Genomic DNA, 15,506 nt, shown 5'->3' with positions numbered 1-15,506 from the left:
ATCTTTTTGCATAGTAGTGGCTGTTAAGCGAGCAAAAAAGAAGTCAAGCGCAGTGAAGGATGATGATTTAGACACGGATAAGATTGGCGACGTTGGAAAAGATAACTTGCAATCGGAAGATTCAGATAGTAAGTTAGGTGAGGTGGGGAAAAAAGAATCAAGTGTGGTTATAGTTTATAAAACCTATGATGCTGATGTAGAATTTAAGCTTAAGGAAATTCCATCTAAGAATAATGAAATCCTTATCGGTCCTGTCCGATTAACTAGATTTGAAAAAGCTAGGATAACAGGTGCCCGTTCATTGCAATTGTCATTGGGGGCACCCATTCTAACAAAGATCCCGCCAGAATTTACAGATACCATTATGATAGCTAAATATGAACTGGAAAAGAAAACTTTGCCAATTTCTATAAGGAGAATACTTCCCAATGGGCTATACCAAGATATTCCTATAGAATGGACCATTTAGAGAAACTAAATAAAAGACGTCGTTATTTGTTTTTGACGAAAAGATAAACGTCGTTGAAATTCGCACCTGTATAGCCCGTGTCTATTCTTGAACGTAATTTTGTGAGCAACACATTAGAGTTATTGCTTTTGATAAAATAATTTACGTCTAATTTTTTACTTTTCAATAGTTCGATAGTCCTGGGTGCGATAAAGCCACCCGCTGAAGGAGAGTTTCCGTCAATACCATCAGTGCCTATGCAAATAACGGAAAAATCATGAAGATCGTTATTTCTAATTATTTGCAGCAGTTGACAAATTGCCTCTTGATTTCTACCCCCAATTCCCATCTTGCGACCTGATAGCGTATTGGTGACTTCTCCCCCCAAAATGATGCAAGTTTTCGGTTCATGTTTAGTATTAATTATCCCGGATGCGACTTTAATGAAATCATTCATAGAAATCCCGTAATTTGATCCCATATAATTTGTGAAGTAACCCCACTTTTTGAAACATTCCTGAATTAGTCTGCAAAAATTTGAATTGTTTCCAATAATGATATTAGTTACTTGTCTTGAACTAAATTCTTTTGGTTTCATAGTCTCCGGTATTTGGGACCTAACCCCTGATTCTAGCACGACTTTTGCTTTTCTAATAGATTCGGATTTACTATTTAAGGTGATGTAGTTGTTCAAAATAGAAAGTGCATCTTTAAATGTAGATCTATCTGAGGATGTTAATCCCGACCCTATGGTATCGAGATGATCACCGACTACATCAGAGAGAATTAAAGCAATGACTGGAGTACTTGGAGGTATACGACGCAATATCTTGCCTCCCTTGATTTGTGATAGATGCTTTCTAACTATATTTATCTCCTCTATATTAGCTCCAGAAGTTATCAGCATCTTATTAATAATTTTTTTGTTCGTAAGGTTAATCCCCTCAATAGGTGAAACCATAAGAGAAGATGATCCTCCAGATATTAAGAAGACTATTAATTGTATACTTTTACTATTTTGTAATTCCTTAACTACTTTTCTAGCAGCCAAAGTACTTTGGACATTTGGAATTGGATGAGATGACTGAATTACTATTGTATTATCCAATAATTCAAAGTTAATTTTTTCTATCGAGTATCCAATAGGAATAATCAATATACTTTTCTTAATTCTATCCTTCATTTTATTAATGAATCCAACTAGCATTTTCTCGGAAGCTTTGCCGACACTAACAACAAGAGTAGATGCCCTATCAGGTAAGTCGAATTGGTGTATTCTATTATTTATGCCAGAAAGTTGTAAGTTTGAAGCTATGTTAATAGATTCACCAACAAGCCTTTCAGGATCAGAATATTTGAAAGCATAATCTAAAGCTGTTAAGGAATCACTTAATGATTTACAATTATGATATCTAATAATAGTATCTTTGTTTCTAATAATACTCATTTCAATTCAGTTGTGTTATGGTAATATTAATTCATAATTGTTCTATAATGAAGCGATCAATGCTAATATACTAAATAAAAATAAATATTTATTGACCCCACTCCATTTCATGTTTAATTTCTTCACCCCCGTAGAAGCTAACAGTATATTACCAGAGGTAAAGGTCAAATTTGCCGATATCCTGATGCAAAGGAATAATATAATGGATCTGCAGACTGAATTAGAGTCAGTTGCAAGCCAAGAAGTGTCACACGAGTCATTTTTCATAAAGAAGGTTCAAGTGAACAAGGCAATTACTGAGATGTATAAAGATATTGAGGAACTTGAGGGATTAGGTATCCTAATCAAGAGTTTTGATGAAGGTCTATTAGATTTCCCTTCGAAACGTTTTAACGAGGAGGTATGGTTATGCTGGAAGATGGGGGAGGATAAAATTAAGTTTTGGCATGGGAAAAATGAAGGTTTTGTAGGTAGAAAGCCACTTTCAATTGAGGGCACTTATGATAGCGATGTCTTAGAAGACTTACGTTAGAAAGGGATTTCCAGTGTCAAGTGATCTAGATAGGTTGTTCAAAATTGATATTGAACCAACTTTTGTTGATTTGAATACACGCATCCATCCATTTGAAATATTCAAGAGTTTAAGTGAAGTATTCAATGACCTTTTCATTTTTGAATCATTGGAAGGACCTGAGGAATTGGTCGAATCATCCATTATTGGCTTTGGTCCTAAATACAAAATAAAATGTTACAATAAAACATTAATAGTATATAAAAAAGAGAGGATTTTAAGGAAAATTTCCTTCACAGACCCTCTCGACACACTGAAAAATTGTTTTCCAATAGTTAGTAATAAAGATTACAGATATGTTGGAGGACTTGTAGGTTATTTTTGTTATGAGGCAATAAAATACTGGGAGAAAATCAATGTCAAAAGTAATACATCATTTCCCATTCTTGAATTCGGGTTTTTTGATGATGGCTTAGTGTACGATCATACGAAAAAGAGACTAGAATATTTTTCTTATGAAAAATCTAGAATCGAAACTATTAAAAAAATTATCAAAAGGAAAACCAAGACGCAAAGAAAGTATGACTCAACATTCTCATTGCCAAAGAGAAGTATAAAAAAAAAGGCATTTGAGAATAAAGTGAACCAGATTAAGGAGCACTTATCTGCTGGAGATATATTTCAAACAGTTTTATCAAAGAAAATAAAATTTACTTTTAAAGGAAACCACCTGGAATTATACGAGGACCTCAGAAAAATTAATCCTTCACCTTACATGTTTTATTATAAGACCGGTTCTAGGATTTTGCTTGGATCCAGCCCCGAAATGTTACTAAGAATAACCGGGGATCAGGTTGAAACTTATCCCATTGCTGGTTCAAGACCGGTTTCAGTAGACAAGGGTATTACAGAACGTCTCCGAAGAGAATTACTAAAGGATCGAAAAGAAATCGCCGAACATACTATGTTGGTTGATCTAGCCCGAAACGATCTTGGAAAAGTTTGTCGATTTGGTTCGGTTGTTACTTCAGAATTAATGAAAGTTAAAAAGTTTAGTCACATACAACACCTTGTATCTCATGTAGAGGGCATCTTGGATAAAAAATACGATTCATTCGACGCATTTAGAGCTGTATTTCCGGCTGGCACGATATCAGGAGCACCAAAAATAAGAGCAATGGAAATAATAAATGACCTTGAACCAGAAAGTAGAGGACCATATGCTGGATCTGTTGGCTATTTTTCTTTCAATCAATCATGTGATTTTGCGATAACAATAAGGTCGATCTTTTTTAACGGAGAGAGAGCATTCACACAGTCTGGTGCAGGAATTGTTATAGATTCAGTGCCTGCCAAAGAATATCAAGAGACAGAAGATAAATCCAATGCTATACTCTCAACGTTAAAGACGATTAAAAAAACCGGTAACAAGACCTCAATTAACTAGTTCACGAGGCGGTCGAGAATATTTATTGGATTTAGACAGATGATATTGAATTGCGATCGATGGATCCTTTTGCCTGCCTGTTAGTACTCCTACAACGATCTCATCTTTCTTTATTAATTCCTTTTCGCGTAACTTCATTATTCCTGCTGGAACAGATCCTGATGCCATTTCACAGTCAAATCCATTCAACCCCACTATGGCCATTCCGTCCATCATATCTATATCCTGAACTTGTTCTACAATGCCATTTGTAAACTCGATTGTTCTCAATGCTTTAATTATGTTAGCAGGTTTCCCGATCTGAATTGCCGTCGCTTGAGTCTTAGGTACAATATTATTTTCTTGTTGATTTAAGTAAAATCGGTCAATGAGATCGGTATTAACTCTACCTTCATTCCATTTTAACGCTGTATCCTCAAACAATCCATTTACTAGTTGATAGAAAGTATTTGCACCCACAGCATTGACTACTAAAACGCGAGGTATCTTTTTTATCCAGCCCCATTCGTAGAGCTCCATAAGCGCCTTACCACAACTGGATATATTACCTAGAGCTCCTCCGGGATATACGATCCAATCAGGCGGGTTCCAATTTAGATGTTCCATTATCCGAAATATTATGGTTTTTTGACCTTCAATTCTAAAAGGATTCAATGAATTGACGGTATATCCGCCTTCCTTCGAGGCCAATTCTAAAGATAATGTCAGAGCATCATCAAAATTACCATCCACTTGAAGTACTTGAGCGCCAAATTGAAAAGCTTGACCAAGCTTCCCTGGAGCTATTTCACCCCTGGGGATGTAAACATCACACTCAAATCCTTCATTTGAGGCGTACATTGCTGCAGATGCTGAAGTATTTCCAGTAGAGGCGCAAACTATTTTCTTAACCTTCAACAATTTTGCATGTGTGACTGCAGCTGCCATTCCATTATCCTTAAAGGACCCACTCGGGTTATAACCCTCAGGTTGAAGAAGTAAATTGTCATTAGGTAAATCAACGTACTTTGCAACCTTACTCATTTGGTAAGGTCTTGATGATCTGCCTTCCGAACCATCCAATGAAACCAAAAATTTGGAACATTCTTGCAAGCTCTCAGTATCAACATCAATAAAATTTAATAATTCTCTATATCGCCATACCCCACTTTCATTAAATATATTCCCTCCAAAGTTACGTCGTTGGTAAAATATTTCAATTAAGTCTCTATTTGGGACATCTGGATACTTTATATCTAAAAGAAAACCGCAAGAGCAACGATAAATATCATTATCTATGGAATATTCTATTCCGCAGGATGGATTAATACACTTTTTTTTTGCTCTAAATTCCATTCAAGTTTAAGGTTTAATGTTTTAGATTTATAAACGTAAAATCAACATCATTATGTTTGTTAGACTTATGTAGAGAATTCCGGGAACTTCTGCAATGTGTATGCACTAATTCCCCTGGTGAATCTATACTGCTTTCTGGAGGATTAGATAGTAGTATCCTTCTGAATTATATGCATCCCAGAGAAGCCATAACAATATCCATCGATCAATATTCTTCCGATTATCGATATTCTAGCAAAATAGCAGAGAAATATGAAATCAATCATAACATTGTAATGCCAAGTATTAAAGCAATCTTAGAAAACTTGGAGGAGCTGATAATGGACTTTAAGACATTTGACCCAATATTTCTAAGAAATAGCGTAGTTCAACTTTTAGGATTTAAAGAGGCTAGACGGTTAAAAGCGAATTCGATTATTCTAGGGGATGGGGCAGATGAACTTTTTGGAGGCTATAATTTTCTGGGTAAATACCTTAAGACTCCTGAGATTTTGCAATCAAGATTAAACAAAATAGTTCAAAATATGGAGTTTGTATCATTTGCATTAGCTAAAAAGTATGATCTCTGTACAACAACCCCGTTTCTTGATGATAACATCATTAAGTTTAGTCAGACTTTATCGGTGAATGAAAAAATCGCCATACATAAAAACATGATATACGGAAAATTTTTTTTGAGAAGTTGTTTTAAAGAAATATTGGGATACGAGATTGCCTGGAGAAGAAAGGAGGCACTAGAAAGTGGCTCAGGAATAAGCAAGATAGGAACTTATTTAGAAAATTGTATTACGGATACAGACTACATCGAAGGATATAGAAAGGCACAGAACGAGGGGGTCATGATTAGATCTAAAGAACATATGTATTATTATCAAAAATACAGAAAATTTTTTGACCCACCCATTCATCAAACCGGGGACCAACCTGAAAAATCTAAGAGATGTCCCTCCTGTAATATAATATTTATTTGGAATGGAAGTTTTTGCAAGACTTGCGGTGCTTATCCAGTATAAATTTGGAGGATATGGAATGTAACCTCGGAATAATGTCACTTCGGTTACATGCTTGGAGTAAAATACACCTTTATAAACAAGATTTTAGATTGGGAAAGGGTATAAAATTAAATGTCTTTCAGCAACAAATGGATCAAACCACAAAATGAGATAAGCAATGTAGGTATGAAATTATTAGAGAACATCAAACCCCCATCACCATTGAAACCTAGAATAGAGGAGGCACAAAAGAGACTTCACTCTCAGATCGCAAAGTTGGAAAGTATGTCAGCTAAGATGGACGAGAAAGATCAAATAATATTTAAAAGAATTATTAGCGCGATGCAGAATCATGATAGTCAATATGCTAAAATCCTATCAAACGAATTATCGCAGATCAGGAAAATGAATAAGATGATTACATCAGCAAAATTGGCATTGGAACAGATACAACTTAGATTGAATACCATTACCGAACTGGGCGATGTCGTTGTTACTCTAAGCCCCGCAATGTCAGTAATAAAGAATATTCAAGGCGGATTAAATTCAATGATACCAGAAGCAGGACAGTCATTTGGAAAGATCACAGACATATTAAACGGCATTATGAATGATTCTGGGCAAATTCCAACAACTTCTGATATTAACGGAAACACTAGCGCTGTAAGTGAAGACGCTTTGAAAATAATTGAAGAAGCTAGTGCTATTGTAGAACAAAACATGAAGGACAAATTCCCTGATTTACCAAATACAGGATTAGATTCTAAGATCTCGGAAAGTAACTCTCTTTATTGACCTACAATCAATCATTACTATTTTAGGGGTTTTGTATCGCTGATAATAGCGTTCAACCTTAATTTTATTCGGTAAATGGTAGGGTAGCTATATCCACTTTCTCGATATTTTTTTATCATGATCTTCCAGTTTTTTAGTCTAACTTTAGCTTGTTTTTTCGTTAGTAATGCAGTCTCTTTCTTGACTAGGCTCTTGCGTCCTGGATTTAAGTAACCACCTTCATTTGCTCTGTACCTGTTAATTGAAAATCGGAGTCCGGATATTATTACTTCAATGGGTATATCTTGAAAATAATTTCTTATTTCATTATATTCAGTACTTAATGCATAAAATTCAATTTTGTATTTCTTCATAAACATTTCACCAGTATTATATTTCAAAACTCGAATTATGAAACATTTAGTCAAAATCCTAGATAATTCGAAAACCGGTATAATTAGTCCGATCTAGAAAATCATTTATTTCAATCAGCACTTTTGAAAATGGCTGGACAATATCCTTATTTTTAATTGACTCACCATCTATTACAAAATTTTTAAGTGGAACCATAGTTACCATAGGATAGTATGAGACCAACCAAATGTTATTGAGAGTTGGTTGTATTTTCAATAACTCCCTAATGGTCTGGTCATATTCTATCTTATCCGCTTTTAAAAATTGAATAATTATCACTTTATCTGTGTTTATTCTCAAATCTCGTGCACCCGGAACAAGAATGCTGACTTCAATATTATTAATATTAATTTTCCTCTGTGATGGCGTTATAGTAATTGCTAGTAAATAATGCAGTAGGCCCTCAGCCAATTCGAGATAATCAGAATTAGTTAAATTCCGAAGTTCGCTTGAACTAGCACATTCTTCAAGTAATCGTTTGATTATGTACTCCGAATTCTGAATGTTACCTTTAATTTTCGTTTTGATATAATCTACGCCAAGTTGATCGATCTTCGAGTACAATAATTCCTTTAAATCCATTTGGTTAGCAGTTTACATTAATAGCTATCAATATATATTTCAAGAATAGAACGATAAAGAATTTATTAATCAAGACAAGATTATATTATCTATATTTGCCTAAAAGTGACAACATTTGGTATCCTTATACGCAAATGCATGATTACACCAAATATCTCAATAGGAGGATTATGAGATCTGGAACTGGTTTTTATTTTTGTGATAATGAAGGTAACAGGTATCTTGACGGAGTCTCTAATATGTGGTGCAATGTTTGGGGGTTTAGCAGTAATCGAATTACGGATGCAATGATCAACCAAATCAGACAAATCCCTCACTCAACTATTTTTGGAATTGGAAATAATAAATCAATTGAGTTATCAAATAAATTCTTAAAATTAACTAAGGGCATGAACAAGATGTTTTTCACGGATAATGGTTCTTCGGCTATTGAAGTTGCCTTAAAGATTGCTCTACAATATTGGAGTAATCAGGGTAATTTGAAGAAAACCTCATTCTTATCATTGGCCGATGGTTACCACGGTGACACTATTGGTGCGATGTCAGTAGGGTATGTTGACAAATACTTTAAGAGTTACAAGAGGTTGTTATTGAATTGTCATGTTATTCCGAATCCTAAGAAGGTAACCCTAGATGGGATAGTTAATTTGGAAAAATTAAATGTAATAGTTGAAAGGACAGAAAAGATAATTGAAAAAAATGCACATAAAACAGCGGCGTTAATAATGGAAAGCGGTGCCCAATTGGCCGGAGGAGTTAATATTTACCCAACTGGTTATCAAAAGAGAATAAATGAAATGTGTAAAAAGCATGACATTTTGTTGATCTTAGACGAAATCGCCACAGGGTTTGGAAGGCTCGGAAACATGATAGAATACATATCCCAAGAAAGCGTTCCAGACATTGTATGTTTTGGCAAAGCTATTACAGGAGGCTATTTTCCCCTAGCCCTTACATTAACTTCCAAAAAAATATATCAACAATTCTCTGGTAATTTAGGAGATCAAAAACACTTATTTCACGGTCACACATATGCTGGACACCCAATTGGTTGCACAGCTGTAATTGAAAACCTGAAAATGTACAAAGAGAATCATCTTCTGGACAAGATAAGATCAAATAGCAAACAACTTAAAAAGAGGTTACAAGATTTTCAACAAATTCCAATTGTAAAAAATATCAGAGCGAAGGGATTGCTAGCAGGATTCGATCTTGCAGTTAATGGTAAACCCATTACCATGGTAGACAACATACCCATTAACTATTTTGTTATGAGAGAGTCCCTCAAAAGAGGTGTCCTTATCAGGTCTCTAGGAGACACGATGATTATCATACCCCCTTTAGCCATAGACTCATTTTCTCTTAATAAGATAATGGACACTCAATTGGAGATTGTCTTAGAAATTAATAAAAGGTATGTTGGCTAGGGAGCCAGATTTCTTAAATTCTTGTACAAGGTTGCTTTTGAAACTCCCAATTCCTTCGCAATCTTTAATTTAGATTTATTCTGAGAAAGGTGATTAATTAAGTCTGTAGTGTTTAATATTTTTCTAGGTCTTCCTATATGTTTTCCCACGGATTTGGCCCTAATAATGCCGTCTTTGGTTCTCTGAACTAGCAACTCCCTTTCACGTTCTGCGACCCATGTCAGGATGCCTAGCATAAGCTTTCTGATACTTGGTTCAGTTGTTTGAAGAAAAGTTTCCCGTGGAGAGCAGGAGATTAATGGTGTATAATGTTCAATTGCCTTAATAGCTTCCAGAGTATCCCAAAAAGTACGACCAACCCTTGAAAGTTCATAGACCAAAACTGCATCGACAGATTCTAATGCTATTATCCGCAAGAGTTCTTGGAATCCCTTTCGACCAATTGCAGCTGTTTTTCCACTAATTGAAGAGTCTTCGAAATAATCCAAGATCTGAAAATCATGCGAATGAGCCCAACCTTGCATCGCCAACTTTTGATTTAAGACTGTCTGTTCTTCTGTACTCACTCGCAGGTAAGCAAACGCGTACTTCATAACAACCATTTAAATTTGAGAGTAAAATAAAGGTAGTCAAAAAAATACGAGTAAAAAAAGAAAAAATTTCAACGTTATTCCAAAATTAGAGTAAAAAAATTGGTCTAGTTCTTAGACAGTATGAAAATCGGTCCTTTTTTAGACGAATTAAGATTATGGTACTTTGGACGAAATTCGTTTTTGACGAGTAATTATAGGTAGACTAAAATACTAATATAAGTAAGTCCATACAAAAAAGGTATTATCAAATGAGTAGTTTGACGAATAACTTTGTCTACCAAAAAATGATTGATGTGTTTTCAAATAAGAAAATCAATTTTCAGGAAGCAATGAAATTAATTAATTCTGCTGATCTGGATTTCCTCGCAGATTGTGCAAATCAAATTACCGTAAAATTCGGAGGTGACAAAGTTGATGTTGAAACCTTAGTTAATGCGAAATCTGGTAGATGTCCAGAAGATTGTTCGTTTTGCTCTCAATCAACGTTTAATACAACCAAAATTGAAAAATATCCTCTATTGACTCCAGAGAGGATTTTGGCGCAAGCAGAGGAAGCTAAGAATAATGGGGCTAATAGTTTTTGTATAGTTTGTGCTTACAGGTCTCCTCCAGAACAGGACTTCATTCAAATTTGTAATACTATCAAGTTAATAAAGGAAAGTCTTGATATAGATGTCAATACATCTTTGGGTTTTATGACGAGAGATAGGGCTCTTATGTTAAAAAAGCTAGGTGTTAAAAGATACAACCATAATTTAGAAACGGCCAAGAGCATGTTTGATAAGATTTGTACTACCCATTCTTATGAAGATAGAATCAATACTGCTAAAATTGTGAAAGAAGCAGGATTGGAGTTATGTAGTGGTGGTATCATCGGGATGGGAGAGACAATCGAACAGAGGGTAGAATTGGGTATTTCTTTACAATCTCTAAATCCTGATGAAGTCCCTGTAAACATGTTAATAGGTAGAGAAGGCACTCCACTCTTTAACAAATTTTCCCTGACGGAAGAGGAAATAATTAGGACCATTGCTACATTTCGCTTTCTTATGCCCAGGGCCATTTTAAAAATTGCAGGGGGGAGGGAAGTTCATCTGAAAAAGAATGATAAGAAGGTCTTAAAAGCAGGTGCTAATGGAATAATCAGTGGGGGATACTTGACTACAAAAGGAAATAAACATCAGGAGGATATTAGAATGCTAAAAGAGATTGGGCTCAAACAAAACTAATACACTTTATTTTCAAAAGAAGTTAAGAGAGTTACGAAAGGAGGATCTATACAGAGAGCTCCGAGTTATTGAAGAATTCTCAAACATAGGAAAAGGAGCTAGAGTACTGGGCGTAAATAATTTTTCTTCTAACGATTATTTGGGTTTATCTATGAATACCTTCTTAAGAAGAAATTTAAGAAAATTACATATTTCAAGAGTTTCACAATGTAGCTCAAGATTAATTAGCGGAAATACGGAAAGTTTAGAAAACCTGGAGAAAGCCCTATCAAAGCATAGGAAAACCCAATCATCTTTGCTCTATCCAACAGGATTCATGGCAAATTTAGGAGTCATAGGATGTGTCTCGGATAAAGAAACTATTATTTATAGTGATGAATTGAATCATGCGAGCATAATAGACGGATGCAAGTTGACCCCAAGCAAAATTCATCCCTTCCCTCATAATAATATAGATGAACTAGAAAAGAGTATAAAAAAACATGGTAACAAACGAAAAATAATAGTAACTGAAGGTATATTCAGTATGGACGGCGATATGGCCAACTTAACTGAAATTACACGGATTTCAAATGAACATAATTGCATACTCATAGTTGACGACTCACATGGAGACTTTATTATAGGTAACAGCAGGTTAAAGGATTATGGCGGAACACCAAGCTATTTCGGAGTTAATAAAGCAATTGATATTCATATAAGTAGTCTGAGCAAGGGACTAGGTTGCTTCGGAGGTTATGTTAGCTGTTCAAAGTTAGTAAGAGACTACTTAATTAATAAATCAAGACCATTTATTTTTACCTCTGCACTTCCAGATTCCTTGGCCGAAATAGCTACGATGTCTTTGCAAATTGCAAAGATTGGAAATCTCCAGACAAAGTTATATAGAAATATTGAGTATTTTCACAAAATAGCCAATGAACAAAAAATCAACAGCCGAAATATCGAAAAAAGTCCGATAATACCACTTTTGATTGGTTCTGAAAAAAAAGCCTTAGAAGTTTCTAAAAAATTATTAAGACGGCATTTCTTTGTTCATGCAATACGATATCCAACTGTCAAGAGAAATGAGGCACGATTAAGAATATCGTTAAATACAAATCATAATCCAGAACAGATCTATACCTTATTAGAGAATATTGCAAAGCTACTCAGAGATTAAGGTTTTTTTAATCTTATTTCATAATTCGAATTATGAAATATTTCTTATTTATTGAGTTATAACACTATTAACATAGTTATAACACTATTAACATAGTTATAACACTATTAACATAGTTATAACACTATTAACATAGTTATAACACTATTAACATAGACTACATTATTCTTATTGTAGTAAATATGATATAAATTCCTATTATAGGTAACCTTTTTCATGGAGGTAATAGGAAAAAATATATTTTAAATCAAATCAGTAAGTTTGTTTTGAAAGGAGTAATATTAGCTGGAGGGTTTGGTAAGAGACTTAAACCAATCACAGATAACCGCCCGAAACCAATGATAGAAATCTTAGGAAAACCTATTATTGAGTGGCAAATAAAACTATTATCCAAAAATAATATAACGGAAATCATCATTTGTGTTGGCTATTTGAAAGAACAAATAATAAATCATATCGCAAGTGGAAACAAGTTCAAGGTAAAGGTTGCTTATATGGTAGAAGAGGAACCATTAGGTACCGGTGGTGCTCTAAAAAATACACAAGCTCTTCTAAAGGATGAAAAAAATGGCTTCTTTATGATTAATGGCGATATATTAACCAATATAGATTTTAATATCTTGTCTCATAAGAACGATTATAACTCTATTGCAGTTGTTCCGCTCAGAAGCCCATATGGGATTGTTGATTTTAATGACCAGCAATTTGTAACTGGATTTAAGGAAAAACCGAACATAATAGATAAGTGGATTAACGCGGGTATCTATTTTTTTAACCAAGAAATTTTTGACTTCTTACCCGATAAGGGAAATATCGAAACAACAGCACTGCCTGCCTTGGCAAATGAACAAAAACTGAAAGCAAAGAAATTTGAAAAATCATTTTGGAAATCAATTGATTCTCACAAAGATATAGAAGAATCAGCTAAAGAACTATCAAGGATAAATTCAAAATAAATATGAAGGAAAAAATTGGTTATAGTATTGGATCATTGTTAAAGTCAAGAGAAATCCTTGAATTTGCTTCTATAGTAGATAAAAATGAAAACATTCATTCCATATGGGCTCCAGAGTCGTGGGGGAAAGAGGCGTTTTCAACCCTTGGGGCCTTATCTCAAGTTACTAAGAGAGTAAAATTAGGAACTTCTATTGTAAATATCTATTCTAGATCCCCAGCGACAATCGGTATGGGTGGAATTTCATTAGATAACTTATCTGATAAACGAGTTATTTTAGGCCTTGGCACCAGCACTTTTGTCTTGGTGGAAAACCTTCATGGTATCAAATTTGATAAGCCGTTAATCAGAATGAAAGAATACGTTCAATCGATAAAATTGTTGTTAAAATCAAAAAAAGTTAACTATCATGGACATACCGTTGTTATTAGGAATTTTAAATTGCTTGAACACTCAAGGGACGATATTCCTATCTATGTTGCTGCTGTAAATCCTGGAATGATCAAGGTAGCTACAAAGTATGCCGATGGAATTATCCTCTACCTGAAACCAAAAGATGAATTAAAGAGGGCTATTAAGAGCATCAAAATTGTTAATCAAAATCAAGAATTTATGAAGGCTTTTGTAATCATAACATCCGTTTCAAATAAAGATCCTACGAAAGCTGCTCTGAGAGCAGCCAGAACTTTAGCCTTCTATATATCAGTGAGCAGGATCTACTACGAATCGTTGATGAAAACAAAATACAAGTCAGTAGTTGAAAGAATCTACAGTGATTACAACAAATATGGTCTAGCAGAGTCAATTAGAAACATTACAGATGAGATGCTTGATGACTTTGTTATTGCAGGTTCCATAAATGATTGCAATAGTCAGATCAAACGTTGGAAAAAAATCGGTATCGATTTACCGATATTACAATTGAATCCTGTAAAAGATACTAATGGCAATCTAAACTACAAGGATTTTACAGAGTTATGGAAATAGCAATTGATTCTACCAATACTCAAAAATTTACTAAGGCTTCAGATTTTACTCCTGCTGAGTTAGCTAGTAAATCCATAGTGGATCTACTTGAGAAAACACAAATTCAAAAGGATGAAATAGATGGTCTAATTGTATCTAGTAGCTCAAACGATTTATATTTGGGTAACATTGTATCGGAAATGATAGGCATCAGACCAAAATTTTCTACCAAGGTCGAAAATCTATGTAATTCAGGGACCAGTGGTATTATGTTAGCCTACTCATTGATAAAATCGGAATTATGTAACGCAGTATTAGTAACAGGCGCAGAAAAGCAAGACAGTCAAGGTAACAAGCTAACTTGGGATACCTCAAGAGGACAATACGACATGCCAATTCACTGGGCATCACTATATGCCCAAAACCACTTTCGAAAGTATGGAACAACTGAGGAAGATCTAGCCATTGTTTCTTTGAAAAATCATGCCAGTGCAAATAAGAACAAAAATGCGTTATTCTATGACAAACAATTTACTTATTCATCAATAATTAATTCAAAAATGATGGTAGAACCCTTAAAAAAGTTTGACTGTTGTTATCCCTGCGAGGGATCTTCGTCAATACTCCTCTTATCAGAAGCGAAGGCAAAGAGGACTGAAGTACCGGTTTGGATCAGAGGTATTTCCCAGAATAACCAAGGCGCTAGCTTTGGATCTATTTCAAATGACCTTGATTCCATAATATCTACGAGAATAGCTGCAAGAGAGGCTTTTGAACAATCGAAATTGACACCCAAACACATTGATATCGTGGAGATACACGATGCGTTTACAATTCTTGAGCTCTTGGCCTACGAAGACTTGGGGTTTGTCGAAAAGGGTCAGGGAAGAAAAATAATAAAAGAAAACACACTTTATACTAACGTGAGGGGAGGGCTACTTGGATGCGGCCATCCCATCGGTGCGACTGGGATTGATCAGACCAACGAAATAGTGCTACAATTACAAGGAAGGGCAGGTTTAAGACAAAAAGAAGGCTGTAAGCATGGTCTGGTTCACAATATGGCCGCCGCAGGTACCTCCACTACAGTAATAATTCTTGAAAAATAACTTAGGATGATATTATTTGATATTATTATAAACTATGCTGAGAAAGGTATCCTGCTTACGACTTTTTGCTTCAGTTGTAAAATCCATATCTGGCCTCCAAATCGTTATTGCAAAT

General features: G+C 34.7%; 16 protein-coding genes. 11 read left to right on the top strand and 5 right to left on the bottom strand.

The annotated features are described in order from the left end of the window. The first annotated feature begins 16 nt into the window (after positions 1 to 16). Positions 17 to 469 carry a DNA-directed RNA polymerase subunit K gene (locus tag NMY3_RS10250; RefSeq protein WP_196815768.1) on the top strand — a complete coding sequence of 151 codons (453 nt, stop codon included), beginning with the start codon at positions 17 to 19 and terminating at the stop codon, positions 467 to 469. Positions 470 to 491: 22 nt separating this feature from the next. Here NMY3_RS10250 and NMY3_RS10245 read toward each other — a convergent pair whose 3' ends face one another. Next, the gene (locus NMY3_RS10245; RefSeq protein WP_196815767.1) at positions 492 to 1,895 is read right to left on the bottom strand and encodes a glycerate kinase type-2 family protein; all 1,404 of its coding nucleotides are present in this window, start codon (positions 1,893 to 1,895) and stop codon (positions 492 to 494) included. A gap of 109 nt (positions 1,896 to 2,004) precedes the next feature. Between NMY3_RS10245 and NMY3_RS10240 the strand changes: the two genes are divergently transcribed. Further along, a complete protein-coding gene (locus NMY3_RS10240) occupies positions 2,005 to 2,427 on the top strand; it encodes a DUF2203 domain-containing protein (RefSeq protein ID WP_196815766.1) in 423 nt (140 codons plus the stop codon). Between the two features lie 13 nt (positions 2,428 to 2,440). After that, the gene (locus NMY3_RS10235) at positions 2,441 to 3,853 is read left to right on the top strand and encodes an anthranilate synthase component I family protein (protein WP_196815765.1); all 1,413 of its coding nucleotides are present in this window, start codon (positions 2,441 to 2,443) and stop codon (positions 3,851 to 3,853) included. On the opposite strand, the gene thrC is transcribed toward NMY3_RS10235, so the two are convergent. Next, a complete protein-coding gene (gene thrC / locus NMY3_RS10230) occupies positions 3,842 to 5,188 on the bottom strand; it encodes a threonine synthase (protein ID WP_196815764.1) in 1,347 nt (448 codons plus the stop codon). The two genes, NMY3_RS10235 and thrC, sit on opposite strands and share 12 nt — an antisense overlap. Positions 5,189 to 5,244: 56 nt before the next feature. Between thrC and NMY3_RS10225 the strand changes: the two genes are divergently transcribed. Together NMY3_RS10225 and NMY3_RS10220 are read left to right on the top strand one after the other, a co-directional pair. Beyond that, complete coding sequence (locus tag NMY3_RS10225; protein WP_196815763.1) at positions 5,245 to 6,201, top strand: asparagine synthase C-terminal domain-containing protein; 957 nt, start codon at positions 5,245 to 5,247, stop codon at positions 6,199 to 6,201. Positions 6,202 to 6,312: 111 nt separating this feature from the next. Next, positions 6,313 to 6,975, top strand: coding sequence for a Snf7 family protein (locus NMY3_RS10220; protein WP_196815762.1), 663 nt, complete (start codon positions 6,313 to 6,315; stop codon positions 6,973 to 6,975). A 17-nt stretch (positions 6,976 to 6,992) separates the two neighbouring features. On the opposite strand, the gene NMY3_RS10215 is transcribed toward NMY3_RS10220, so the two are convergent. Together NMY3_RS10215 and NMY3_RS10210 are read right to left on the bottom strand one after the other, a co-directional pair. Further along, complete coding sequence (locus NMY3_RS10215; protein ID WP_231100004.1) at positions 6,993 to 7,355, bottom strand: hypothetical protein; 363 nt, start codon at positions 7,353 to 7,355, stop codon at positions 6,993 to 6,995. 31 nt (positions 7,356 to 7,386) lie between these two features. After that, the gene (locus NMY3_RS10210) at positions 7,387 to 7,950 is read right to left on the bottom strand and encodes a hypothetical protein (protein WP_196815761.1); all 564 of its coding nucleotides are present in this window, start codon (positions 7,948 to 7,950) and stop codon (positions 7,387 to 7,389) included. A 95-nt stretch (positions 7,951 to 8,045) separates the two neighbouring features. Between NMY3_RS10210 and bioA the strand changes: the two genes are divergently transcribed. Beyond that, the gene (gene bioA, locus NMY3_RS10205) at positions 8,046 to 9,377 is read left to right on the top strand and encodes an adenosylmethionine--8-amino-7-oxononanoate transaminase (protein ID WP_196815760.1); all 1,332 of its coding nucleotides are present in this window, start codon (positions 8,046 to 8,048) and stop codon (positions 9,375 to 9,377) included. Here bioA and NMY3_RS10200 read toward each other — a convergent pair. Next, positions 9,374 to 9,970: a recombinase family protein gene (locus tag NMY3_RS10200; RefSeq protein ID WP_196815759.1), complete on the bottom strand. Its 597-nt coding sequence runs from the start codon at positions 9,968 to 9,970 to the stop codon at positions 9,374 to 9,376. The genes bioA and NMY3_RS10200 overlap by 4 nt on opposite strands. A 248-nt stretch (positions 9,971 to 10,218) precedes the next feature. On the opposite strand from NMY3_RS10200, the gene bioB reads away from it, so the two are divergent. The 5 genes from bioB (at position 10,219) to NMY3_RS10175 (ending at position 15,391) form a co-directional block, all read left to right on the top strand. Continuing rightward, positions 10,219 to 11,199, top strand: coding sequence for a biotin synthase BioB (gene bioB / locus NMY3_RS10195; protein WP_231100001.1), 981 nt, complete (start codon positions 10,219 to 10,221; stop codon positions 11,197 to 11,199). Continuing rightward, positions 11,180 to 12,361, top strand: coding sequence for an aminotransferase class I/II-fold pyridoxal phosphate-dependent enzyme (locus NMY3_RS10190; protein ID WP_196815758.1), 1,182 nt, complete (start codon positions 11,180 to 11,182; stop codon positions 12,359 to 12,361). The genes bioB and NMY3_RS10190 overlap by 20 nt, the downstream gene beginning before the upstream one ends. A 266-nt stretch (positions 12,362 to 12,627) precedes the next feature. Further along, on the top strand, positions 12,628 to 13,317 hold the full coding sequence (locus NMY3_RS10185; RefSeq protein WP_231100000.1) for a nucleotidyltransferase family protein: 690 nt from the start codon (positions 12,628 to 12,630) through the stop codon (positions 13,315 to 13,317). Between the two features lie 2 nt (positions 13,318 to 13,319). After that, entirely contained in the window at positions 13,320 to 14,303 is a 984-nt protein-coding gene (locus NMY3_RS10180) for an LLM class flavin-dependent oxidoreductase (protein WP_196815757.1), read from the top strand. Then, complete coding sequence (locus NMY3_RS10175; protein ID WP_196815756.1) at positions 14,294 to 15,391, top strand: thiolase family protein; 1,098 nt, start codon at positions 14,294 to 14,296, stop codon at positions 15,389 to 15,391. The genes NMY3_RS10180 and NMY3_RS10175 overlap by 10 nt, the downstream gene beginning before the upstream one ends. Positions 15,392 to 15,506: the final 115 nt, after the last annotated feature.

This window comes from Candidatus Nitrosocosmicus oleophilus, from assembly GCF_000802205.1.
Taxonomy (GTDB): Archaea; Thermoproteota; Nitrososphaeria; order Nitrososphaerales; family Nitrososphaeraceae; genus Nitrosocosmicus; species Nitrosocosmicus oleophilus.
The sequence above is the reverse complement of the archived record's forward strand: the minus strand, read 5'-3'. Positions and strand labels throughout refer to the sequence as shown.

Coding starts and splice junctions, on each gene's coding strand:
- NMY3_RS10200 (WP_196815759.1), bottom strand. CDS start 9,970: ATGAAGTACGCGTTTGCTTACCTGCGAGTGAGTACAGAAGAACAGACA.
- NMY3_RS10180 (WP_196815757.1), top strand. CDS start 13,320: ATGAAGGAAAAAATTGGTTATAGTATTGGATCATTGTTAAAGTCAAGA.
- NMY3_RS10210 (WP_196815761.1), bottom strand. CDS start 7,950: ATGGATTTAAAGGAATTATTGTACTCGAAGATCGATCAACTTGGCGTA.
- NMY3_RS10240 (WP_196815766.1), top strand. CDS start 2,005: ATGTTTAATTTCTTCACCCCCGTAGAAGCTAACAGTATATTACCAGAG.
- NMY3_RS10220 (WP_196815762.1), top strand. CDS start 6,313: ATGTCTTTCAGCAACAAATGGATCAAACCACAAAATGAGATAAGCAAT.
- NMY3_RS10245 (WP_196815767.1), bottom strand. CDS start 1,895: ATGAGTATTATTAGAAACAAAGATACTATTATTAGATATCATAATTGT.
- thrC (WP_196815764.1), bottom strand. CDS start 5,188: ATGGAATTTAGAGCAAAAAAAAAGTGTATTAATCCATCCTGCGGAATA.
- bioB (WP_231100001.1), top strand. CDS start 10,219: ATGAGTAGTTTGACGAATAACTTTGTCTACCAAAAAATGATTGATGTG.
- NMY3_RS10175 (WP_196815756.1), top strand. CDS start 14,294: ATGGAAATAGCAATTGATTCTACCAATACTCAAAAATTTACTAAGGCT.